The organism is Bradyrhizobium sp. BWC-3-1, from assembly GCF_032917965.1.
Taxonomy (GTDB): Bacteria; Pseudomonadota; Alphaproteobacteria; order Rhizobiales; family Xanthobacteraceae; genus Bradyrhizobium; species Bradyrhizobium canariense_D.
The window spans coordinates 5420346-5442815 of record NZ_CP136625.1 but is presented as its reverse complement, the minus strand read 5'-3'; the positions used below and the strand labels follow the sequence as shown (position 1 = coordinate 5442815).

The 22470-nt window shown below is 63.0% G+C and carries 20 protein-coding genes; 11 read left to right on the top strand and 9 right to left on the bottom strand.

Annotation, left to right across the window (positions count from 1 at the left end; all coding sequences use genetic code 11):
* Positions 1–34: 34 nt before the first annotated feature.
* Both RX329_RS26575 and RX329_RS26570 read right to left on the bottom strand, forming a co-directional pair.
* Positions 35–3181, bottom strand: a complete 3147-nt coding sequence (locus RX329_RS26575) for an efflux RND transporter permease subunit (protein ID WP_247297571.1) — start codon at positions 3179–3181, stop codon at positions 35–37.
* Complete coding sequence (locus tag RX329_RS26570; protein ID WP_085395900.1) at positions 3178–4350, bottom strand: efflux RND transporter periplasmic adaptor subunit; 1173 nt, start codon at positions 4348–4350, stop codon at positions 3178–3180. Before RX329_RS26570 ends, RX329_RS26575 begins: the two co-directional genes overlap by 4 nt.
* 375 nt (positions 4351–4725) lie before the next feature.
* Here RX329_RS26570 and RX329_RS26565 point away from each other — a divergent pair, with 375 nt between their 5' ends.
* The 6 genes from RX329_RS26565 (at position 4726) to RX329_RS26540 (ending at position 10480) form a co-directional block, all read left to right on the top strand.
* Positions 4726–4965: a hypothetical protein gene (locus tag RX329_RS26565; protein WP_085352792.1), complete on the top strand. Its 240-nt coding sequence runs from the start codon at positions 4726–4728 to the stop codon at positions 4963–4965.
* A 228-nt stretch (positions 4966–5193) separates the two neighbouring features.
* Positions 5194–7587 (top strand): TonB-dependent receptor, encoded by a 2394-nt coding sequence (locus RX329_RS26560; protein WP_085362163.1) that lies wholly within the window; start codon positions 5194–5196, stop codon positions 7585–7587.
* A 2-nt stretch (positions 7588–7589) separates the two neighbouring features.
* On the top strand, positions 7590–8279 hold the full coding sequence (locus tag RX329_RS26555; RefSeq protein WP_317244458.1) for a Fe2+-dependent dioxygenase: 690 nt from the start codon (positions 7590–7592) through the stop codon (positions 8277–8279).
* Positions 8276–9196 (top strand): tonB-system energizer ExbB, encoded by a 921-nt coding sequence (gene exbB, locus RX329_RS26550; protein WP_317244457.1) that lies wholly within the window; start codon positions 8276–8278, stop codon positions 9194–9196. Before RX329_RS26555 ends, exbB begins: the two co-directional genes overlap by 4 nt.
* A gap of 3 nt (positions 9197–9199) precedes the next feature.
* On the top strand, positions 9200–9655 hold the full coding sequence (gene exbD, locus RX329_RS26545) for a TonB system transport protein ExbD (RefSeq protein WP_018459254.1): 456 nt from the start codon (positions 9200–9202) through the stop codon (positions 9653–9655).
* Between the two features lie 9 nt (positions 9656–9664).
* Positions 9665–10480, top strand: a complete 816-nt coding sequence (locus tag RX329_RS26540) for a TonB family protein (protein WP_317244456.1) — start codon at positions 9665–9667, stop codon at positions 10478–10480.
* Here RX329_RS26540 and RX329_RS26535 read toward each other — a convergent pair.
* From RX329_RS26535 to RX329_RS26505, 7 genes are all read right to left on the bottom strand, one after another.
* On the bottom strand, positions 10468–10890 hold the full coding sequence (locus RX329_RS26535) for a hypothetical protein (protein ID WP_085352797.1): 423 nt from the start codon (positions 10888–10890) through the stop codon (positions 10468–10470). The two genes, RX329_RS26540 and RX329_RS26535, sit on opposite strands and share 13 nt — an antisense overlap.
* A gap of 62 nt (positions 10891–10952) precedes the next feature.
* Entirely contained in the window at positions 10953–11633 is a 681-nt protein-coding gene (locus tag RX329_RS26530; protein ID WP_317246441.1) for a site-2 protease family protein, read from the bottom strand.
* Positions 11634–11794: 161 nt separating this feature from the next.
* The gene (locus tag RX329_RS26525; protein WP_317244455.1) at positions 11795–12187 is read right to left on the bottom strand and encodes a GFA family protein; all 393 of its coding nucleotides are present in this window, start codon (positions 12185–12187) and stop codon (positions 11795–11797) included.
* Between the two features lie 7 nt (positions 12188–12194).
* Positions 12195–12941: an SDR family NAD(P)-dependent oxidoreductase gene (locus RX329_RS26520; RefSeq protein WP_018459249.1), complete on the bottom strand. Its 747-nt coding sequence runs from the start codon at positions 12939–12941 to the stop codon at positions 12195–12197.
* A 15-nt stretch (positions 12942–12956) separates the two neighbouring features.
* Positions 12957–13688 carry an SDR family oxidoreductase gene (locus RX329_RS26515; protein ID WP_018459248.1) on the bottom strand — a complete coding sequence of 244 codons (732 nt, stop codon included), beginning with the start codon at positions 13686–13688 and terminating at the stop codon, positions 12957–12959.
* 113 nt (positions 13689–13801) lie between these two features.
* Positions 13802–15631, bottom strand: coding sequence for an IlvD/Edd family dehydratase (locus RX329_RS26510; protein ID WP_247369212.1), 1830 nt, complete (start codon positions 15629–15631; stop codon positions 13802–13804).
* A gap of 122 nt (positions 15632–15753) precedes the next feature.
* Positions 15754–16854, bottom strand: a complete 1101-nt coding sequence (locus tag RX329_RS26505) for a LacI family DNA-binding transcriptional regulator (RefSeq protein ID WP_317244454.1) — start codon at positions 16852–16854, stop codon at positions 15754–15756.
* Between the two features lie 202 nt (positions 16855–17056).
* Between RX329_RS26505 and RX329_RS26500 the strand changes: the two genes are divergently transcribed.
* From RX329_RS26500 to denD, 5 genes are all read left to right on the top strand, one after another.
* Entirely contained in the window at positions 17057–18118 is a 1062-nt protein-coding gene (locus tag RX329_RS26500) for an ABC transporter ATP-binding protein (protein WP_007592328.1), read from the top strand.
* Between the two features lie 78 nt (positions 18119–18196).
* Positions 18197–19510: an ABC transporter substrate-binding protein gene (locus tag RX329_RS26495; protein WP_018459245.1), complete on the top strand. Its 1314-nt coding sequence runs from the start codon at positions 18197–18199 to the stop codon at positions 19508–19510.
* Positions 19511–19576: 66 nt separating this feature from the next.
* Positions 19577–20524, top strand: a complete 948-nt coding sequence (locus RX329_RS26490) for a carbohydrate ABC transporter permease (RefSeq protein WP_007592324.1) — start codon at positions 19577–19579, stop codon at positions 20522–20524.
* A 2-nt stretch (positions 20525–20526) separates the two neighbouring features.
* On the top strand, positions 20527–21402 hold the full coding sequence (locus tag RX329_RS26485) for a carbohydrate ABC transporter permease (RefSeq protein ID WP_007592322.1): 876 nt from the start codon (positions 20527–20529) through the stop codon (positions 21400–21402).
* Between the two features lie 79 nt (positions 21403–21481).
* Positions 21482–22468, top strand: coding sequence for a D-erythronate dehydrogenase (gene denD / locus RX329_RS26480; protein ID WP_018459243.1), 987 nt, complete (start codon positions 21482–21484; stop codon positions 22466–22468).
* The last annotated feature ends 2 nt before the right edge of the window (positions 22469–22470 follow it).

Below are 22470 nucleotides of genomic sequence, written 5' to 3'. Positions count from 1 at the left end.
CGCTGTAACGTCGTGAGGCGCGCGGTGCAAGCTGCTACTCGGCAGCTTCCTTAACGGTGCCGTGCTCGACCGTCTCGTCGCCTTCGCCGTCACCCTTGCGGCCCCAGCCCGAGAACCAGTTGTTGAGCTCGTCGAGATAGAGATAGACGACCGGGGTGGTGAACAGCGTCAGCGCCTGGCTGACGATCAGACCGCCGACCATGGCGTAGCCGAGCGGCTGGCGAATCTCGGCGCCGGTGCCGTGGCCGAGCATCAGGGGCACGCCGCCGAGCAGGGCAGCCATCGTCGTCATCATGATCGGACGGAAGCGCAACAGCGCTGCCTGCCGGATCGATTCCGCCGGCGTCTTGTGCTCGTCGCGCTCCGCGGCGATGGCGAAGTCCACCATCATGATGCCGTTCTTCTTCACGATGCCGATCAGCAGAATGACTCCGATCAAAGCAATGAGGCTGAACTCGAAGCCCGCCGCCATCAGGATCGCGAGCGCGCCGACGCCGGCCGAGGGCAGGGTCGACAGAATCGTGATCGGATGGATGTAGCTCTCGTAGAGGATGCCGAGGATCAGATAGACCACGACCAGCGCGGCGAGGATGAGGAGCGGCACGGTGCCGAGCGACTGCTGGAACGCCTGTGCCGTGCCCTGGAAGCTCGAATTGAGCGTCGGCGGCGCGCCGAGATCGGCCATCGCCTTCTGCACGGCCTCCGTGGCCTGGCCGAGCGCGACGCCCTGGGCGAGGTTGAAGCTGATCGTGATCGCCGGGAACTGGCCCTGGTGGCTGATTGAGAGCGGCCGAACCGGGTCGGTGCTCCAGGTCGCAAACGTTGACAGTGGCACCTGGTCGCCGGTCAGCGGAGATTTCAGGTAGAGCTTGTTCAGGCTCTCGAGGCTGCCCTGCATCTCCGGCAGGATCTCAAGGATCACCTTGTAGGTGTTGAGCTGGGTGAAATACTGCGTGACCTGACGCTGTCCGAACGCGTCGTACAACGTATCGTCGATCAGCTGCGGCTGAATTCCGTAACGCGCTGCAGTATCGCGGTTGATCTTGAGCTGAACCGTGGTGCCCTGGGTCTGCTGGTCGGTCGCGACGTCGCGCAGTTGCGGCAAGGTCTGCATCTTGGCGAGGATCTTCGGCGCCCAGTCGTTGAGCTCGGCGAGATCTGCGTCCTGCAGGGTGAACTCGAACTGCGTACGGGTCGGCCGGCCGCCGAGCCGGACGTCCTGGGCCGCCTGCATGTAGAGGCGGGCGCCGGACACCTTTTCGAGCTTGGGACGCAGCCGGGCGATGATCTGCTGCGCGGAGGCATTGCGGACGCTGAGCGGCTTCAACGTAATGAACATGTTGCCGTTATTGCCGGCGCGGCCGCTGCCGCCGATGTTCATTGCGATCGTTGCGACGTCGGGATCGTCCATCACGATCTTGCCAAGTTCGACCTGGCGACGCTGCATCTCCGCGAACGAGATGTCCTGGGAGGCTTCCGAGGTCGCGGTGATCAGGCCGACGTCCTGTTGCGGGAAGAACCCTTTCGGGATCAGGACGAACAGATAGACCGACAGGGCAAGGGTCGCGAAGAAGATCGTGAGCGTCGTGCGGCGCCAGGCCAGGGCATGGTCGAGCACCCATTCGTAACCGCGCAACATCCGGTCGAATCCGCGCTCGCTCCATTGATAGAACTTGCCGTGGGTAACCTCGCCATGGGCGCGCAGGAAGCGCGAGGCCATCATCGGGGTCAGGGTCAGCGATACGAACATCGAGACGAAGATCGTCATCGCCAGCACGACTGCGAATTCACGGAACAGGCGTCCGATGATGCCGCCCATCAGCAGCAGCGGAATCAGCACCGCGACCAGCGAGATGCTGATCGACACGATGGTGAAGCCGATTTCCTTGGAGCCCTTGAAGGCGGCCGCCATGGGCGATTCGCCTTCCTCGATGTAGCGCGTGATGTTCTCGAGCATCACGATGGCGTCGTCGACGACGAATCCAACCGCGATGGTGAGGGCCATCAGCGACAGATTGTCTAGCGAATAGCCAACGACCCACATCAAGGCGCACGCGCCCAGCAGCGCCAGCGGCACCGTGATGGTGGGAATGACGGTCGCCCAGAAACTGCGCAGGAAAATGAAGATGACCATGACCACCAGGGCAATGGTCAGCAGCAGCGTGAACTGGACGTCCTCAACCGCGGCGCGGATCGTCGTGGTGCGGTCGCTGATGAGCTCGATCTTGATCGCGGGCGGGATCGCGGCGACGAGGCGAGGCAGGGTGGCCTTGATCCGGTCGACAGTCTCGATAACGTTGGCGCCCGGCTGCTTGAATATCACCAGGAAGACGCCGCGCTTGCCATTGGCCCAGGCCGCCTGCTTGGCGTCTTCGGCGCCGCTGACCGCCTGGCCAACATCGCGGATTCGCAAGGGACCACCATTGCGATAAGCGATGATGACGTCGTTCCAGTCCTTGGCCTGGGTGAGCTGGTCGTTGGCGTAGATCGTGTAGGCGCGCTTCGGACCGTCGATGTTACCCTTCGGGCTGTCGACCGTGGTGATCGCAATCTGGCTGCGCACGTCCTCCATCGACAGGCCCTTGGCGACGAGTTTCGCCGGGTCGATCTGGATGCGGATGGACGGTTTCTGCTGGCCGCCGATGAAGACCTGCGCGACCCCGGAGAGCTGGCTGATCTGCTGGGCGAGCTGGGCGTCGACCGCGTCGCTGACACTGGTCAGCGGCAATGTCTCGGAGGTCGCCGACAGCAGCAGGATCGGGGCGTCGGCCGGGTTGACCTTGCGATAGGTCGGCGGCGAGGGCAGGTTCTTCGGCAGCTGACCGCTCGCGGCGTTGATGGCGCCCTGCACGTCGTTGGCGGCGCCGTCGATGCTGCGGTTGAGGTCGAACTGGATGGTGATCGACGCGGTGCCCAGATAGCTCGTCGAGGTCATCTGGGCGATGCCCGGGATCTGGGCGAATTGCCGTTCGAGCGGCTGGGCCACCGACGAAGCCATGGTCTCTGGGCTGCCGCCCGGCAGATTGGCTGTGATCTGGATGGTCGGGAAGTCTACCTGCGGCAGTGGCGCGACCGGCAGCAGGGGATAGGCGACGAGACCGACGAAGAGAATGCCGGCCATCAGCAGCGAGGTGCCGATGGGATAACGGATGAAAGGTGCCGAAATCCCGCCCGCGTTCATTCCTGTCGGACCTTGTTCTGGGCCGGATCCGTACTCGCCACGGCCGTGGAGACGAGGCTCCCGGGCTGGACCTTGAATTGGCCGCCGGTGATCACTTGCTGCCCGGGCGTCAGCCCTTCGTCGACGACGGAACGTCCGTCGATGCTGTAGCTGACCTTGATCTTGTGCACCTCGGCCTTGTTGTCCTGATTGACAGAATAGGCGTAGAGGCCGTTGGTGGAGTGCTGGACCGCATCATCCGGGACAACGGTCGCATCCTTGAGGGTGCGCACCAGCAGGCGCGTTGACACCGACTGCCCGGGCCACAGCGCGTGGTCCTTGTTGTCGAACACCGCCTTGAGCCGGATCGTGCCGCTGCTGGTGTCGACCTGGTTGTTGATGACCGCGAGTTTGCCCTCGGCCAGCGTCTTCTTGCCGTCGGTGGTGAAGGCGATCACCCTGAGCGCGCCGGCCTTCTGGCCCTCGCTGATATAGGGCAGCTGATCCTCCGGCGCGGTGAAGATCACCGAGATCGGCTCGACCTGCGAGATCGTGACGATGCCGGTCTGCGTCGAGGAATTGACGATGTTGCCGACGTCGACCTGGCGCAGGCCCGCAACGCCGGTGATCGGCGCCTTGACCTGGGTGTAGTCGAGCTGGGTCTGCGCGTTAGAGATCGAAGCTTCGTCGGCGGCGATCTGCGCGGTGAGCTGGGCGACCGTGGAGCGCTGAGTGTCGACACGCTGTGCGGTGGCGAATTCGCCGAGTTTCATGGCGCGCTGGAGCTCGAGATTGGCGTTGGCCAGATTTGCCTCGTCCTGGGCCTTCTTGGCCTTGGCCTGGTCAAGTGTGGCTTGATAGGGACGGGGATCGATCGAGGCGAGAAGCTGGCCCTCCTTGACGATCTGGCCTTCGGTGAAGGCGATCTTGTCGATCTGGCCATCCACCCTGGTTCGGACTTGGACGGTGTTGAAGCCCGCAACCGTGCCCAGACCGGTCAGGTAAACCGGAAAGTCCACCTTTTGAACCGGCGAAACGCTGACAGGGACGGCGGACGGGCGCTGCGGCCCCTTTTGTGCGGTCTGGGTTTTTCCGGCGTCGGGCGAGCCGAATTTCTGCCAACCATAGTAACCTGCGGAGGCCACGGCCGCGATGATCAGAATCCAGAGGATCGGCCGGGACTTTTTCATATCGTCTCGTGTCGGCTCTTATGCCCTAAGCTACGAATTATGAGGCAATCATAGGGTTCCAGGAGGCTTGTATAATACACGCCAAGTTCCAGTGTAAACAGCACTATCGGTCGAGAATCCTAAACAATTGGAAAGCTTTGCACGGGTTAGGCAGCTCCGTGTCACTACGGTGTGCCGTGCTGCATTCCCCCCTCAGGAACGATCAGCGTGCAAAGTTTGTGCAATGCTCGAAAGCGGTGTGCTCTGGACTGAGCGGCGCCGCGCATGGGCCGCAAGGCGACGGCTGGCAGGAACGGTTCTGATCGTGCGGAGCTCGTTTCGGTTGTCAGGGAAACCGGCATCGGTCATATCGACGCGCCACAACGGGAGCGCAGCATGGACGAACTGAACGGCAAGCTGATCGCGTGTCAGATCCTGATCACGGGACTGATCGCACGCGTCGCCAACGAGCAGCGTGATCCCTTGCGCTTTCTCACCGAGTTCCGCGACGAGATCAGAGCCGTCGTCAACGGCGTCAACATCGCAGGCATGGACAACAGCGACCGCGTGCGCGCGGTGGCGCGGAAGACCGTCGATGAATTGTTCTCGTTGATGAAGCCGCCAAGCAGCGATTGACGATGCGCCCGCGACCGCCGATTTAGCAGCATTTTCACGCGCTCTTTAGAACGACTCCAATCTCGATTTAGAACGATTTCAAACGGCAGTTTAGAATCGCTTTGATCTGGACTTATTCAAGCGTTCTCGCGGCTTACTCGCATTGACCCGCAATTTTGCGGCCGATACCAACACTCCAATCGCTCATCGAAGTGAATGGGCGAACTGGAATATGGGGCGTGTTTGGTAATGGGGCAGGTGGTCGCACCGAAGTCGTTGCGTTCGGTCGCAGCATTCGATGAAAAGTTCACGAGCGTTTCCGGCAAGAAGGTCTCCGCTGTCGCCGGCCTGATCGCAGCAGCATCGGTGTCGAGCGGCGCGGAGGCTCAGCAGTCGAACCTGCCGCCGGTGACGGTCGATGCGCCGGTCGCGCGTCCGCGCCCGGTGGCTTCGAAGCCGACGGCGGATCAGGTCCGCGCGCGCAATGCGCTTCGCCGCGCCGCGCAGCGGCAGCAGGCGGCGCAGCAGACCGCTCCCACCACGCCGTCCGGCGAGGTTGACCGCAATCCGTATTCGGATCCGGCGGCGCCATACAAGGTCGACCACGTCCAGGCCTCCGGCAAGTTTCCCGAGCCGATGCTGAACACGCCGAAGACCATCACCGTGCTCAGCAAGGAAGTTCTCGAGGACAAGAACGCCACGACGCTGAAGGAGATCGGGCGCTCCACCGCTGGCGTGACGCTGGGGTCGGGCGAGGGCGGCAACGCGTTTGGCGACCGCTTCTTCATCCGCGGCTTCGATGCGCGCAACGACGTCTTCATCGACGGTATCCGCGATCCCGCGGTCTCAATCCGCGAAAACTTCTTCACCGAGCAGATCGAGATCCTGCGGGGCCCCGCCTCGTCCTACGCCGGCCGCGGCACCGCTGGCGGTGCCATCAACATCGTCACCAAGCAGGCGGGCGACGTTAATTTCAAGCGGATGGATACCGAGTTCGGCACCGACAGAACCAAGCGCGTCACGCTCGACGTCAACCAGGTCGTCGATCCGACCTTCTCCGTGCGCGTGGGCGGCCTGTTCCAGGACGCCAACGTCGCCGGCCGCAACTATATCACCGACGATCGCTGGGGTTCTTTCATCTCGACCAAGTACACCCCGACCAACGACATCAAGATCACGACGAACTATGTCCACACCGATCTTAGCGGCTACCCGGATTTCGGCGTGCCCTTCTACAGGCAGGGCAATGTCCCCGTGACGTCGGCGGGCATTCCGCGCGGAAACTGGTACGGCTTTCTCAACCGCGACTTCCAGACGGCGCGGCAGGATTTCGGCACCGGCACGATCGAGTACAAGGTCAACGATGCCATCACGCTGACCAGCAAGGTGCGCGGCGAGCACTCGCTGCTGAATTATATCGGCACGCTGCCGCAGAACCCGATCACGACCAGCCCCAATCCGCTGCTCTGGACCACGACGGCCAGTGCGCAGAGCCGCTACCAGAACGTGGATGTATGGGCCAACCAGAACGAGGCCACATTCAAGCTCAACACCGGCGGGGTCAAGCACACCGCAGTGTTCGGCGTCGAATATGCCAACGAAAACATCTCGATCGACCGTTACACCGGCCTCTCGTCCGAACTGTTCGGCGGCGGCTCGACCAGCAACGGAGCGGTCACGGGGGTCAATCTCTACTCGCCGCAGTACACCTACATTCCCTTCAGCAACACGCCGTCGCTGGTTGGAAATCCGACGCGCTACGGTGTCAACACCAGCAGCGTCTACGTCATGGACACCGCGAACTGGCAGGACACCATCATTGTGAACGGCGGCGTGCGCTACGACGGCTACAGCCAGAGTTCGTCGACCAACGCGGCCTATTTGAAGCAGAATGCCGATCTCGTGAATTACAACGTCGGCGCGGTCTACAAGCCGATGTCGATCGGCAGCCTGTATGCAGCCTATGCGACCTCGGCCAATCCGTTCGGGTCGGAACTTGATGCGACCGCGACCGATTACGGTGGTGTTCCGCCCAACACGGCCGTTTTGCTCGGACCCGAGCGTAACAAGGCGATCGAACTCGGCACCAAATGGGAGCTCGCCGACCGTCACCTGTTGGTAACCGGTGCGCTGTTCCAGACGACGAAGGACAACGCGCGCGAGACCGTCAACAATCTGCTGACCTCGGGCGCTGCCTACAGGATCCAAGGCATCGACATCGAGGCCGAGGGCAAGCTCACCGACCGCTGGAGCATTTTTGGCGGTCTGGTGCTGATGCAGTCGAAGGTCACGCAGAGCGGCGTTGCCTCCAACATCGGTCTGCAGCTCGCCAACATTGCTCACCAGTCGTTCAGCATGCTGACCAAGTACAAGTTCGACGGCGGCTGGGAACTCGGCGGCCAGGCGGTGTACCGCTCGAAGGTCTATGGCGGCACGTTCGCGGCCAACACCAACGAGTTGCCGAGCTACTGGCGTTTCGACGCATTCCTCGAGAAGAAGATCGACCAGAACTGGACCATGAAGTTCTACGCCCAGAACCTGACGAACAAGCTCTATTACGACTCGTTCTATCGCAGTGCCGTGCCCTTCGTGGCGGTCGCGCCAGGGCGGGCATTCTACCTCGTGACGACAGCGAAGTTCTGATCATGCTGACGTGCCTTCCTGGCGTTCTGAGCAAGGATGATGTGGCGGATTTCCGCCGCATCATGGACGTCAGCGAATGGGAGGACGGGCGCTCCACCGCCGGCTCGCAGTCGGCGATGGTCAAGCGCAACGAGCAATTGGCGCCGGACAGCGAGGTCGCGCGCAAGCTCGGCAACCGCATCATTTCGGCGCTGACGTCGAACCCGCGCTTTATCGCGGCCGCGATCCCCCTCCAGATATTCCCGCCGCTGTTCAACCGCTATGCGGCCAGCAGCGGCCACCATTTCGGCCTGCACGTCGACAATGCGATCCGCGGAGACCGCCTGACCGGCCTTCGCATCCGCACAGACCTCTCGGTCACGCTGTTCCTGGCCGGGCCGGAGGAGTACGACGGTGGCGAACTTGTGATCGAGGACAGTTACGGTTCGCACGAAGTCAAGTTGCAGGCCGGGGACTGCGTGCTCTATCCCTCGACCAGCCTCCATCTGGTCACCCCGGTGACGAGGGGAACGCGGGTTGCGTCTTTCTTCTGGCTTCAGAGCATGATACGGGACGACCAAGCCCGGAGCATGATCTTTGATCTCGACACCGCGATACAGGCGCTGGTGGAACGGCTCGGGCGTGACGATCCCGAAACGGTCAAATTGACGGGTATCTATCACAACCTCATTCGCTACTGGGCCGAAGTATGAAGATCATGTCCTTCCAAGCAACCCTTGCCGCAGCTCTGGTGCTGGCGGCCGCCTGGCTTGCATCCCCTGTTTCTGCCCAGACACAAGCCGCGCCCGCGGCACCGGTCCAGTCGGCGGCTCAGCCGTCTGCGGTCGGCCCGGCCCCGGTTGTTGCTCCGCCTGCGGCGCCCCAAGCTGCCGCGCCTGCGGCTGCAAAGTCCGATACGGCAGCCGGCATTGCGCCCGCCATGAAGGAATTGTCGCCCTGGGTAATGTTCCAGTCGGCGGATATCATCGTGAAGGCGGTGATGATCGGGCTCGCCTTTGCGTCGCTCGTGACCTGGACGGTGTTGATCGCCAAGTCGATCGAATTGTCGATCGCCTCGACCAAGCTTCGCTCGGCGCTGAAGAAGATCGCAGAGGCGCGCTCGCTCGCGGAAGCGCAGATGGCGCTCGGCGCCAAGGAGGGCATCCTGCCGTCCTTCCTGGCGGCGGCGCTGCGGGAGGCGCGGATGTCGGCCGGCCTGTCCAGTGACACCGGCATCAAGGAGCGGGCGGCTTCGAGCTTCTCCGAGATCATGCGCGCGGAGGCGCGGCGCATCCGCGTCGGCATGGGTGTGCTCGCGACCATCGGCTCGACCTCGCCCTTCGTCGGCCTGTTCGGCACGGTGTGGGGCATCATGAACAGCTTCATCGGCATCTCGAAGTCGCAGACCACGAACCTCGCCGTCGTTGCGCCCGGTATCGCCGAGGCGCTGCTCGCCACCGCGATCGGTCTGGTCGCCGCCATTCCCGCCGTCATCATCTACAATTACTTCTCGCGCGTGACGAAGAGCTATCTCGAGCTCGTCAGCCGTGCCTCGGGCGCGGCGGGGCGGTTGCTCTCGCGCGATCTCGACCGCAGCCACGGCAGCGTGCATTCGCGCGCGGCGGAGTGAACCATGGGCGTTTCGCTCGCAGACAATGATGACGACGACGATTTCGGCGAAACGCATGAAATCAACGTCACGCCGTTCATCGACGTCATCCTGGTGCTGCTGATCATCTTCATGGTCGCAGCGCCGCTCTCGACCGTCGACCTGCCGATCGATCTGCCGACGTCGAGCGCGACGCCGCAGAAGAAGCCGGACAAGCCGACCTATCTCAGCATCAAGCCCGATTTGACCCTTGCCATCGGAGAGAACCCGGTGCACCGCGCCGAGTTGATCGGCACGCTCGACGGTCTCTCCGACATGAGCAAGGACAAGTACGTCTTCCTGCGTGCCGATCGCTCGGTGCCGTATGGCGAGTTGATGGGCGTCATGGAGCTGTTGCGCTCAGGCGGCTATTCGCGGGTGAAGCTGGTTGCGCTGGAAGGCGCTCCGGGGGCGCCCGCGGCAGGCGCCGCTCAGCCTTAGAGGCCCGCTATGTCGGACGAGTCCAGACCAGCCCGGACGCTTTGGATTTTGGCAGCGATGGCGGCGCTCGCGCTCCATCTGGGCGGGGCCGCGCTCGCGTTGGCGCACCTGCGGGCCGATGACGCCGATGACGGCCTCGGCGCGGCCGGCGCGGAGTTCGCTGTCGAGATGGCCTCGCCGAAGGCGCCTGACACCGACCTTCCGCCGGGACCGGATAGTGAAGCGATGCAGGAGCAGCAGGCGCTCCCCGAGCAAAAGGCCGAGACCAAGGAAACCGAGCTTCCAAAGGATCAGTCGCAACAGGTCGACGATCCCGATCGGGTCGTCACCGAGAACATTTCGAGGAAGCCGCAGGACGAGGATCCGAAGATTGCGGCGGTCGAAACGCCCGCTGCGGAGGCCTCGCCGAAGTCCGTTGCGACGGCGCGGCAGACGCTCGACGAGGACGCGCGCGAGGCCGAGAAGGCACTGGCGCCCGTGCTGGGCATCGGCAAGGACATTCTAAAGCTCACGGCAGACTGGAATCGCAAGATTAGCGCGCACCTTACGGCCCACAAGGTCAATCCGGAAGGCAAGGAGCCCAACAATCAGAAAGTCAAGGTCAGCTTCGCGATCAACCGACGGGGCAACGTGCTTTCAGTCGACGTTGTCGAGTCGTCCGGGGATGCAGCTTACGATGCGGCCGCGATCTCGATTGTCCGCAAATCCGATCCCATCCCGCAGCCGCCTGCCAGCCTGACCGACGACCGGTTCGAGCGCACCGTCGACATCATCTTCACGCCGCCGGACGCAAGGAAAAAGAAGAAGACGGCTCAGCGCCAGTAGAGCCTGATCCCGACATAGACCACGACCAGGCAGGCGAAGATCAGGGCCACCGGGAGCGGCCGCTTCTGGGTTGCGCCCGCGGTCGCTGCCCGGAAGAAACTGGCCTTCTTCGGCTTCGGTTCGGGGCGGCGGAAAGCGGTAACATTGTCCGCCGCCGGTTCAGCCGCCCGGGGGCGGACGTCAGGTGGAGTTCCCGCGCCGCCCATCTCGGCATAGTAGGCCTTGTAGATGGCGCCGATGGTGGCCTCGGTAGCCTCACCCTCGTTCATCTGCGCCCGCAGGTTCTTGTAGCTCAGGAGGAACTCCTGCGCCTCCGGAGGCAGCGCGGACGACCCGTTGAGCTTGGCCATCATCTTCCAGGTGGCAAAATCGGCGCGAGCGCGGGTATCAGCGCGTCGCGCGATCAGCATATCGGCAGCTTTGACCAAGTCGGCCTCGAGCCCTTCGGCTTGTGTTCGGGTGTGCTGTTCAACTACGTATTGCCGGTCAGAATGAGAACAGCCTGAATCACATAACCGGTCAACGTTCGCAGTATTGCTGAAATAACATCAAGATTTAGACCGAACTGCGAGCCTGCCAGCGGTAGCACGATCAGCAAGCCGATCAGAATCAGCATCCCGAACGGCTCGAGCCGCGCCAGCGGGAGGGCGAGCGGCCGGGGCAGCAGCCCTACCGCGACGCGCCCGCCGTCGAGCGGCGGGATCGGCATCATGTTGAACACCGCCAGCACCGCGTTGATCAGCAGTGCGTTCTTGAGATTGTCAAAGATCCATTGCGCCGAGTTCGCTGGGGCCCAGGGCAGGGCGTGCAGGGCAAGAGCTGCGGACAGCGCCAGCAGGATGTTGGTGGCGGGCCCGGCCAGCGCCACCCAGACCATGCCGAGTCTGGGGTCGTTGAGCTTGCGGAAATTCACCGGCACAGGCTTGGCATAGCCGAACAGGAATGGCGAATGCGCGAACAGCAGCATCGCCGGCAATATCAGCGTGCCGAACGGGTCGATGTGGCGGAGCGGGTTGAAGCTGACACGGCCGAGCTGCCATGCGGTATCATCACCGAGACGATGTGCGACGAAGGCGTGGGCAGCCTCGTGGAAGGTGATGGCGAGCACCAGCGGCAGCACCCACACCGAGAGGTCATACAAGGAAATGTTCACGGCTCGTCCGTCCCGGTTTGCCTGCGGTCTTGCAGCCGACCCAGCCAACCGGTGGTGCAGCAACGCGTCACCCCAACATAGGGTGGGCGGTCCCGAAATGCCACGCCGCAAATGATCGGCGAGACCAGCGGCCGTGACGTGGAGCCTTGGCGCCGGATGAGCTACGTCGGGATCGTCCCGTCATATCGGATCATGCCGTCCTCGATCGTCACCCAGCCCATCTTTTCGCTGACCCAGATGTGCTCGTTGGGCACAAACGCGTTGCGATCGTCGAAGGTCGCCAGCGCAACGCCAGCCAGCGTGCCGTTGCGCCGCCAGGCGAACAGGCGCGTGCCGCAGCGCTTACAGAACACGCGGTCGATGTTCTCGGACGACGCATAGCGCTCGGTGTCGCCCTCGACAGTCAGTGCGCGCTGGTCGAATTGCGCGCGGGCGAAGTAGGGCGAGCCCATCGCCTTCTGACAGATGCGACAATGGCAGATGCGGACGTTGAGCGGCTCGCCCTCCGCCTTGAACCGCACCGCGCCGCACAGACATCCGCCTTCTCGGATCATGGCTGCCTCAATAGGTTGCCCGCCCACCCGAGATGTCGAACACGGCGCCGGTCGAGAACGCGCAGTCCTCGGATGCGAGCCAGCTCACCATCGCGGCTAGCTCTTCCACCAGCACAAAGCGCGCTTTCGGGATTTTCGACAGCATGAAGTCGATATGCTGCTGCGTCATCTGGTCGAAGATCGCCGTCTTCGCAGCCGCGGGAGTCACCGCATTGACGAGAATGTCGTGTGCGGCCAATTCCTTGCCGAGCGACTTGGTCAGCGCGATCAGGCCGGCCTTGGACGCCGAATAATGCGAGGCGTTGGGATTGCCTTCCTTGCCGGCGATCGAGGCGATGTTGACGATGCGCCCGTACTTCTGCTTGAGCATCCAAGGCACGATCGCCTTGCAGACGATGAAAGGGCCGTCGAGGTTGATGCGCAGAACTTTCCGCCATTCCTCGAGATCGGTCTCCCAGACCGGCTTGTTGACGCCGGCGATGCCGGCATTGTTGACGAGGATGTCGATCTTGCCGAAGGCGGCCAGCGTCGCGTCGCGGGCCTGCTCGACGGCCGCGGTATCGGTGACGTCGACCTTGAAGACGCAGGTGTTATCGCCGATTTCCTTTGCCGTCTTCTCGGCCAGGGCTGCATCAAAATCCCAGATCGCGACCTTGGCGCCGGAGGCGACGAAGCGCTGAACAATGGCGCGGCCAAAGCCCTGCGCGCCGCCGGTGACGATGGCGACACGGCCGTTGAGATCGATCTTGTTCATGCCGGGCCTCTGGCGTCAGAGCATGTAGCCGCCGTCGACCACGAGGTCGACACCGGTGGTGAAGGCGCTCTCGTCGCTGCCGAGATAGACCGCCATGGATGCGATCTCGTCGGCGGTGCCGAGCCGGCCCATCTTCTGGCGGGAGACGAACATCTCCTTGCCCTGCGGCCCTTGCGCTGCGGCACGGTCGAGCATCGAAGGCGTCTCGACGGTGCCCGGGCAGATGCTGTTGCAGCGGATGCCCTTGGTGATGAAGTCGAGCGCGACCGCGCGCGTCAGCAGCGACACCGCTGCCTTCGAAGCGCTGTAGACGTAACGGTTGGCCGGCGGCCGCAGCGCCGCGCAGGAGGAGATGTTGACGATGCTGCCGCCGCCGCCCGCGAGCATGTCCGGCAGGAAGGCCCTGATGGTCCGGTGCATCGACTTGACGTTGAGGTCGAACGAGAAATCAAAATCCTCTTCCGAACACTCCAGGATGGTGCCGTGGTGCACGAAGCCCGCCGCGTTGAGCAGGATGTCGACCTTGCCGACGCGCTTGGCGAAGGCGTTAACGTCGGCGGTGCTGCGCACGTCGAGCTTCGCAGTCTCGGCAATACCTTCCTTAGCCAGGCTCGCGATGCCGCTCTCATTGATGTCGGTGGCGATGACGGTTGCGCCTTCACGCGCGAATGCAATGGCGCATGCGCGCCCGATGCCTGCCGCTGCGGCCGTGATGACGGCGCGCTTTCCCTTGAGGCGGTCTGCCATTTGTATTCTCCTCGATTTTCTCAGTGCCGTAGCCCGGATGAGCGCGCGAGCGCGATATCTGGGAGCGGATGTCCCGGGTGTCGCTCCGCTCACCCGGGCTACGTGTTCCTAACTCAGTGATTATCCCGCGCTACGCCAAATGTGCCGGCGACGTTCTGATAGCGCGTAGCGAGCTCCATGCAGGCACCGGTCGACTGCTGGCCGACGGTGTTGCGATAAAGCTCCTGCCACGGCGTCTGGTTCGGCGGATGCTTGAAGCCGCCATTCGCCGCCAGCTCGGCGTGGCGCTTCTTCACCTCGTCGTCGGAGATGAGAATGTTGGCACTGCCCTTGTTCAGATCGACGCGTACCTTGTCGCCGTTTCTGAGGATCGCGAGCCCGCCATTGGCGGCGGCTTCCGGCGAAGCATTGAGGATCGAAGGGGAGCCCGAGGTGCCCGACTGGCGGCCGTCGCCGATGCAGGGCAGGGACATGATGCCGCGCTTGATCAGCGCCGCAGGGGGCTGCATGTTCACGACCTCGGCGCCGCCGGGATAGCCGATCGGGCCGGTGCCGCGGATGAACAGCACGCAGCGCTCGTCGATCTCGAGTGAGGGATCGTCGATCCGCTCGTGATAGTCCTCGGGACCCTCGAACACGATGGCGCGGCCCTCGAATGCATTGAGATCGGTCGGGTTGCTGAGGTAGCGATCGCGGAACTCCTTGGAGATCACGCTGGTCTTCATGATCGCGGAATCGAACAGATTGCCCTTCAGCACCAGGAAGCCGGCGTCCTTCACCAGCGGCTTGTCGTAAGACCAGATCACGTCGTTGTCGGGTTTTGGCGCATTGGCGCAGTTCTCGCCGATGCCGCGGCCGTTGACCGTGACCGCGTCCTCGTGGATGCGCTTGTGCTTCATCAGTTCGCGCACCACGGCCGGCACGCCGCCGGCGCGGTGGAATTCCTCGCCGAGATAGAAGCCGGCCGGCTGCATGTTCACCAGCAGCGGCACGTCGTGGCCGACCTTCTGCCAGTCGTCGATGGAGAGCTCGACGCCGATGTGGCGCGCCAGCGCGTTAATGTGGATCGGTGCGTTGGTCGAGCCGCCGATCGCCGAATTGATCACGATGCAGTTCTCGAACGCCTTGCGGGTCAGGATGTCCGAAGGCTTGAGGTCTTCCCAGACCATGTCGACGATGCGTTTTCCCGTCTCGTAGGCGATCTGGCCGCGCTCGCGATAGGGGGCGGGGATCGCCGCACAGCCCGGCAGCGAGAAGCCGAGCGCTTCCGCGAGCCCGTTCATGGTCGAAGCGGTGCCCATGGTGTTGCAATGGCCGACCGAGGGCGCCGATGACGCCACGATCTCCATGAATTCTTCATAGTCAATCTCGCCGGCGGCGAGGCGCTCGCGCGATTTCCAGACGATGGTGCCGGAGCCGGTGCGCTCGCCATTGTGCCAACCGTTCAGCATCGGCCCGCCCGACAGCACGATCGCGGGCAGGTTGACGGTCGCCGCCGCCATCATGCAGGCCGGCGTGGTCTTGTCGCAGCCCGTGGTCAGCACCACGCCGTCGAGCGGATAGCCGTAGAGGATTTCGACGAGGCCGAGATAAGCGAGGTTGCGGTCGAGCGCCGCGGTCGGGCGCTTGCCGGTCTCCTGGATCGGATGGGTCGGGAATTCCATCGCAATGCCGCCGGCCTCGCGGATGCCTTCGCGGACGCGATGGGCAAGCTCGATATGGTGGCGGTTGCAGGGGGAGAGGTCGTTGCCGGTCTGCGCGATGCCGATGATCGGTTTGCCGGACTGGAGCTCGGCGCGGGTGAGACCGTAGTTCAAATAGCGCTCCATATAGAGCGCGGTCATGCCCGGATTATGCGGATTGTTGAACCATTCCTGCGAGCGGAGGTGGCGGCGAGCGCCCTTGCCGGCGGGGGCATGCCCATTGGTTGGTTTTTTTGTCATTGGTTTCTCCTGCAATGCAAACGCACTGGCGTCCGTTTTATGGTTTCGGCTTGTGCGATGCCCAACGGCGCGAGCGACGATTTGCCTGCCCGCTGGCGGGTCGTTTCCTCACAAATCCGATACTAGTCATGGCCACTTGGTAACGCTACCATTTTGTTCGCGACGCCCCCGCCTGAAACGGCTGGCCGGTTGTCGGAACGCCGGGCCGACGAGCTTTGCCGCTCGATCACCTTGAAGCCGAGATCGAGCACCGGGTGCTCCGGGCGCCGTCCGTCGATCGCCTCGATCAACATGCTGGCGGCCGTGTTGCCCATCTCGTAGCGGTTGGTGCGCACGCTCGTCAAAGTCGGGACGGCGGAGGCCATGAATTCGAGATCGTTGAAGCCTACGATCGCGATCTGTTCGGGGATCGCGATCTCGCGGCGCCTGCATTCGAACAGCACACCCAGCGCGAGGTCGTCATTGGCGCAGAACACCGCGTCCATGCCGGGCTCCCGCGCCAGGAGATCGGTGAACAGGGCGCCTCCGAGCGTTACCGAGGTCGGAGTCGCCGTGGTGACGACGAGGCGTTGGTCGAACAGTCCGGCTTCTTTCATGGCCGAGACGTATCCGTCGAGCCGGCGCTGCACCCGCGGATCCATCCGTGCGCCGACGAAACCGATCTTGCGGTGACCTTGCGCGAACAGATGCGCAACCGCCGCACGGGCTGCGTCATAGTGCGAAAAGCCGATCATCATGTCGATCGGATTGGGTCCGATCTCCATGATCTGCACGATCGGGCAGTCGGCGGCATCGAGCATTGCGCGCGATTCCGTGGTCTGGTCGATGCCGGTGACGATCAGCCCGGCCGGCTTCTGCGCAAGAAACAGCCGCAGCAGCTTCTCCTCCTGGAGAATACTGTAGCGTGTGTTGGACAACTGGATCGAGTAACGGCTGTTTTCGGAGGCGTCGTAGATGCCGCGTAGCACGTCGGAGAACACGTTATTGGTCAGCGACGGAATCAAGACACCGATCACCTCGGTGCGCTGCGAGGCCAACGCGCGCGCCGCCAGGTTCGGCACATAGCCAAGCTCCCTGGCCGCGCTTTCGACCCGGGTCCGTTTGGCCACCGACAGCGCCTCGGGATTGCGGAAGAAGCGGGACGCTGTGATCGGGCTTACGCCGGCGAGCTCGGCGACTTCCGCCAGCCGGATTTTGCCTGACTTGGTGCGGTTTCGACCCATTTGCTGCTCTTAACACACTCACTGTCGCAAACAAAGGAACGTTGACAGCGCTACCAGCACGGACTAACCAAAGACAAATTGCCAAAACCGCGCAAACTGCCGACAATGTCGCCCGCTAAGGTTGGGCTTCGTTCGGTGAAGTCTGAAAAAACAAGACGGTCGCGGCGCGAGATGCGTCGTGGACTTTCGAGGAGGGAGCTAGATGTCGTCTGTGCAAATCCGCGACGTGCGGAAATCGTTCGGCAATTTTGAAGTCCTGCACGGCGTTTCGATTCCGATCGAGGACGGCCAGTTCGTTGTCCTGGTTGGCCCCTCCGGCTGCGGCAAGTCGACGCTTCTGCGCATGCTCGCCGGTCTCGAGAACATCACCTCAGGCACGATCTCGATCGGCGACCGCGTCGTCAACAATGTCCAGCCCAAGGAGCGGGACATTGCGATGGTGTTCCAGAACTACGCGCTCTATCCGCACATGACGGTCGGCGAGAACATGGGCTTCTCGATGAAGCTGCGGGGCGAGAGCACCGAGGAGATCAACAAGCGCGTCAAGCGCGCCGCCGAGATCCTGGCACTGTCGCCGCTGCTCGAACGCTATCCGCGCCAGCTCTCCGGCGGCCAGCGCCAGCGCGTCGCCATGGGCCGCGCCATCGTGCGCGATCCGCAGGTGTTCCTGTTCGACGAGCCCTTGTCGAACCTCGACGCCAAGCTGCGCGTCGCGATGCGCACCGAGATCAAGGAGCTGCACCAGCGGCTGAAGACCACGACGGTCTACGTCACCCACGATCAGATCGAGGCCATGACCATGGCCGATAAAATCGTGGTCATGCATGACGGCATCGTCGAGCAGATGGGTACGCCGCTCGAGCTCTACGACAAGCCCGAGAACCAGTTCGTCGCCGGCTTTATCGGCTCGCCGTCCATGAACTTCCTGAAGGGTCATGTGCGGGTCAACGGCGTTGCGACCTTCGAGGGGCCGAATGGCGTCAAGCTGCCGCTCAGGAACGCGCCGGCGGCGTCCGACGGGCGTCCTGTCGTTTACGGCGTGCGTCCCGAGCATTTCACCATCGCTGACGACGGCGCCGATGCCGAGATCGTCGTGGTCGAGCCGACCGGCTCGGAAACGCAGGTGTTTGCGAAGCTCGGTGGTGAGCAGGTCGTCGCGGTCTTCCGCGAACGTCACCAGTTCAACCCGGGCGACAAGGTCAAGCTGAAGCCCGATCCTTCCGTGATTCATCTGTTCGACGAGGCGACGGGCAAACGCGTATAGCGACGCCAAAGAACTGCCAAGCAGAACTGCCCCAATACAAGACGACCCAATACAAATATAAAATTTAGGGAGAGAACGATGAGCGATTTCGACAGGCGAAGTGTGCTTAAAGTCGGTCTGGGCGGCGCGGCGCTGCTGGCCGGCCCGGGCATTGTCCCGGTACGCGCGGCGGAGTGGACCAACACGCCCGAGCCGAACGCTTCCATCCGCGTCTTGCGCTGGAAGCAGTTCATTCAGGCCGAGTTCGACAAATTCGCCGAGCAGACCAAGGCGTTCTCCGAGAAGACCGGCGTCAAGATCAAGCTCGAGGCCGAGAGCTGGGAGGACATCCGCCCCAAAGCCGCGGTCGCCGCCAACGTCGGCGCCGGTCCCGACCTGATCATCGGAACGCTCGATGATCCCCACAAATTCCCGGAAAAGCTGATCGACATGACTGACGTCGCCGACTATCTCGGCGCGCAGTATGGCGGCTGGTACCCGGTTGCCGAACGCTACGGCAAGAAGGGCAACAGCTGGATCGCCATTCCGCAGGGCGCGACCGGCGGCTGCCTGAACTATCGCGTTAGCCACGTGAAGGCCGCCGGCTTCGATGAATTTCCCAAGGACACTGCCGGCTTCCTCAAGCTCTGCCAGGCGCTGAAGAAGAACAACACGCCGGCCGGCTTCGCGCTCGGCCACGCCACGGGTGACGCCAACGGCTGGTGCCAGTGGGCGCTGTGGGCCTTCGGCGGCAAAGTCGTCAATGAAAAGAACGAGGTCGTGATCGACTCGCCGGAGACGATCGCCGCGCTCGAATACGTCAAGCAGCTCTACGAGACCTTCATCCCCGGCGTGCTGTCGTGGAACGACTCGAACAACAACAAGGCGTTCCTCAACGGCGAGCTCAGCCTGACGCTGAACGGCATCTCAATCTGGACCGTCGGAAAGAACTCGACCGATCCGAAGCAGCAGGAGATCGCCAAGGACATGAACCACGCGCCGATGCCGATCGGTCCGGTCGGCGTGTCGACCGAGCAGCAGAACGTGCTGGTTTATTACGGCTACAAGCACTCGAAGTATCCGAAGGCGGTCAAGGAATACATCAAGTTCATGATGGACAAGGCGAACTACGACGCCTGGGAGGTCTCCTCCAACGGCTACGTGTCGCCGCCGCTTCCGGCCTACAACGACAACCCGGTGTGGACGTCGGATCCGAAGATCACGCCGTATCGCGACTGCCTGAAGCGCTGCCGCGACAACGGCTATGCCGGCGATCTCGGCTATGCCTCGGCCGCGGTGATGGGCGACTTCGTCGTCGTCGACATGTTCGCCGAGGCGGCGTCGGGCTCGGTGACGCCGAAGGCGGCAGCCGCACGCGCAGCCGAGCGCGCCAAGCGCTACTATCAGGTCTGATCAGCTCCAATCTACGCGGCGTCCGGTTCGCCGGACGCCGCGACTTTTCGTCGAGGGGAATCCGACATGGCAGTTATGGCCGAGTCCACTGTCGCGCAGGCCAAGCGCAGCAGCTTGTGGACCAGAGCATTCGAGAGCCGGCATTTCCTCGGCGCGATGTTCATGGTGCCGGCAATCGCCATCCTCATCCTGTTTCTGGCTTACCCGCTGGCGCTGGGCTTCTGGCTCGGCATGACCGACACCAAGATCGGCGGCGCCGGGCGCTACATCGGCTTCCAGAATTTCGTCTCGCTGGCGAAGGACTCAGTGTTCTGGCTTTCGGTGTTCAACACGATCTTCTACACGGTCGCCGCCAGCGCGGTGAAATTCGCCATCGGCCTTTACCTGGCGCTGCTGCTCAACGAGCGGCTGCCGATGAAGTCGATGATCCGGGCGATCGTGCTGTTGCCCTTCGTCGTGCCCACGGTGCTCTCTGCGATCGCGTTCTGGTGGATTTATGACAGCCAGTTCTCGATCATCTCCTGGGTGTTGATCAAGGCCGGCCTGATCACGCGCTATATCGATTTCCTTGGCGATCCCTGGAATGCGCGCTGGTCGGTCGTCGCCGCCAATATCTGGCGCGGCGTGCCTTTCGTGGCGATCACGCTGCTGGCGGGATTACAGACCATCTCGCCCTCGCTCTATGAGGCCGCCAATCTCGACGGCGCCACCAATCTGCAGCGCTTCCGCCACATCACGCTGCCGATGCTGTCGCCGATCATCGCGGTCGTGATGACGTTCTCGGTGCTGATGACCTTCACCGACTTTCAGCTCATCTACACCATCACGCGGGGTGGACCGATCAACTCCACCCATCTGATGGCGACGCTGTCGTTCCAGCGCGCCATCACCGGCGGCAATCTCGGCGAGGGGGCGGCGATCTCGAACGCGATGATTCCGTTCCTGGTCGCGGCGATCCTGCTCAGCTTTTTCGGGCTTCAGCGTTCCCGCTGGCAGCAGGGCGGGAGGGACTGACCATGACCACGGCAGACGACCAAAGCGTCGGAATGGACTATCTCGAGAGCTTCCCGCGGAAGTTTTTTCGGGTCTACCTTCCGCTCGGCCTGATCATCTTCTTCCTGCTGTTCCCGTTCTACTGGATGGCGGTCGCGACGTTCAAGCCGGACGCGGAGATGTACGACTACGAAAAGTACAATCCGTTCTGGATCGTGCATCCGACGCTGGAGCACATCAAGAAGCTGTTCTTCGACACCGACTATCCGCTCTGGATGTGGAACACCGTGATCGTCTCGGTGTCCTCGACCTTCATCTCCCTGTTCGCCAGCGTCTGCGCCGCCTATGCGATCGAACGCCTTCGCTACAAGGGCTCGCGCTATGTCGGCCTTGCGATCTTCCTCGGCTATCTGGTGCCGCCCTCCATTCTGTTCATTCCGCTGGCGGCGATCGTGTTTCAGCTCGGGCTGTTCGACGGCAATTTGGCGCTGATCCTGACCTATCCGACCTTCCTGATCCCGTTCTGCACCTGGCTCCTGATGGGCTATTTCCGCACCATCCCCTATGAGCTGGAGGAGTGTGCGCTGATCGACGGGGCGACGCGGCTGCAGATTCTGATGAAGATCACGCTGCCGCTTTCGCTGCCGGGCGTGATCTCGGCGGGCATCTTCGCCTTCACGTTGTCCTGGAACGAGTTCATTTACGCGCTGACCTTCATCTCCTCGTCCGAAAACAAGACGATCCCGGTCGGCGCGATCACCGAGCTCGTCAATGGCGACGTCTACCACTGGGGGGCCCTGATGGCGGCGGCTCTGACCGGCTCGGTTCCCGTAGTTATCCTTTATTCCTTCTTCGTGGAGTATTATGTGTCGGCGATGACCGGCGCCGTGAAGGAATGATCGCGGGGCCTGCCTCGAGAGCGCGCCAGGACGAATTGCCGAAATCGGCGCGTTCCGGCCAATAAAAAGGAGTAGGCTCTTGCACATTCTGGTTCTGGGCGCCGCCGGCATGGTCGGCCGCAAATTGTGCGAACGGTTGTCGCGCGACGGCCGGCTCGGCAAGAGCGACATCACCAAGCTGACCATGCATGACGTGGTCGAGCCGAAGGCGCCCGAAAGAGCCGGTTTTGCCGTCGAGACCGTGTCGAGCGATTTCGCCGTGCCGGGTGCGGCCGAAAAGCTGATCGCCGGCCGTCCGGACGTGATCTTTCATCTCGCCGCGATCGTCTCGGGCGAAGCCGAGCTCGATTTCGACAAGGGCTACCGCATCAATCTCGACGGCACGCGAATGCTGCTCGATGCCGTCAGGCTTGCAGGCGGCGGCTACAAGCCGCGCGTGGTCTTCACGTCCTCGATCGCGGTGTTCGGCGCGCCGTTCCCCGATGCGATCGGCGACGAGTTCTTCCACACGCCGCTTCTGAGCTACGGTACGCAGAAGGCGATCGGCGAATTACTGCTGGCCGACTATTCCCGCCGCGGCTTCCTCGATGGCATCGGCATCCGCCTGCCGACCATCTGCATCAGGCCCGGCCTGCCCAACAAGGCGGCATCGGGCTTCTTCTCCAACATCCTGCGCGAGCCGCTGGCCGGCAAGGAAGCGGTTCTTCCCGTGTCCGAGGACGTCCGCCACTGGCATGCCACGCCGCGCTCCGCCGTCGGCTTCCTGCTGCATGCCGGCACCATGGACCTCGCCGCGGTGGGGCCGCGCCGTAATTTGACCATGCCGGGCCTGTCGGCGACGGTTGGCGAGCAGATCGCTGCGCTGAAGCGCGTCGCCGGCGACAAGGTCGCCGCCCGCATCAAGCGGGAGCCCGATCCCTTTATCGTCGGCATCGTCGGCGGCTGGCCGCGCAACTTCAATGCAAAGCGGTCGCTCGAGCTCGGCTTCACCACTGCCGAGAAGACTTTCGACGACATCATCCGCATTCACATCGAAGACGAGCTCGGCGGCAATTTCGTCGCCTGATC

Bases quoted from the DNA above. Each gene is read 5' to 3' on its own strand.
- RX329_RS26540 (WP_317244456.1), top strand. From the start codon at position 9,665: ATGTCGGACGAGTCCAGACCAGCCCGGACGCTTTGGATTTTGGCAGCG.
- RX329_RS26555 (WP_317244458.1), top strand. From the start codon at position 7,590: ATGCTGACGTGCCTTCCTGGCGTTCTGAGCAAGGATGATGTGGCGGAT.
- RX329_RS26495 (WP_018459245.1), top strand. From the start codon at position 18,197: ATGAGCGATTTCGACAGGCGAAGTGTGCTTAAAGTCGGTCTGGGCGGC.
- RX329_RS26525 (WP_317244455.1), bottom strand. From the start codon at position 12,187: ATGATCCGAGAAGGCGGATGTCTGTGCGGCGCGGTGCGGTTCAAGGCG.
- RX329_RS26570 (WP_085395900.1), bottom strand. From the start codon at position 4,350: ATGAAAAAGTCCCGGCCGATCCTCTGGATTCTGATCATCGCGGCCGTG.
- RX329_RS26515 (WP_018459248.1), bottom strand. From the start codon at position 13,688: ATGGCAGACCGCCTCAAGGGAAAGCGCGCCGTCATCACGGCCGCAGCG.
- RX329_RS26575 (WP_247297571.1), bottom strand. From the start codon at position 3,181: ATGAACGCGGGCGGGATTTCGGCACCTTTCATCCGTTATCCCATCGGC.
- RX329_RS26510 (WP_247369212.1), bottom strand. From the start codon at position 15,631: ATGACAAAAAAACCAACCAATGGGCATGCCCCCGCCGGCAAGGGCGCT.
- RX329_RS26520 (WP_018459249.1), bottom strand. From the start codon at position 12,941: ATGAACAAGATCGATCTCAACGGCCGTGTCGCCATCGTCACCGGCGGC.
- RX329_RS26500 (WP_007592328.1), top strand. From the start codon at position 17,057: ATGTCGTCTGTGCAAATCCGCGACGTGCGGAAATCGTTCGGCAATTTT.
- exbB (WP_317244457.1), top strand. From the start codon at position 8,276: ATGAAGATCATGTCCTTCCAAGCAACCCTTGCCGCAGCTCTGGTGCTG.
- RX329_RS26490 (WP_007592324.1), top strand. From the start codon at position 19,577: ATGGCAGTTATGGCCGAGTCCACTGTCGCGCAGGCCAAGCGCAGCAGC.
- RX329_RS26505 (WP_317244454.1), bottom strand. From the start codon at position 16,854: ATGGGTCGAAACCGCACCAAGTCAGGCAAAATCCGGCTGGCGGAAGTC.
- RX329_RS26535 (WP_085352797.1), bottom strand. From the start codon at position 10,890: ATGCTGATCGCGCGACGCGCTGATACCCGCGCTCGCGCCGATTTTGCC.
- RX329_RS26485 (WP_007592322.1), top strand. From the start codon at position 20,527: ATGACCACGGCAGACGACCAAAGCGTCGGAATGGACTATCTCGAGAGC.
- RX329_RS26560 (WP_085362163.1), top strand. From the start codon at position 5,194: ATGGGGCAGGTGGTCGCACCGAAGTCGTTGCGTTCGGTCGCAGCATTC.
- RX329_RS26565 (WP_085352792.1), top strand. From the start codon at position 4,726: ATGGACGAACTGAACGGCAAGCTGATCGCGTGTCAGATCCTGATCACG.
- exbD (WP_018459254.1), top strand. From the start codon at position 9,200: ATGGGCGTTTCGCTCGCAGACAATGATGACGACGACGATTTCGGCGAA.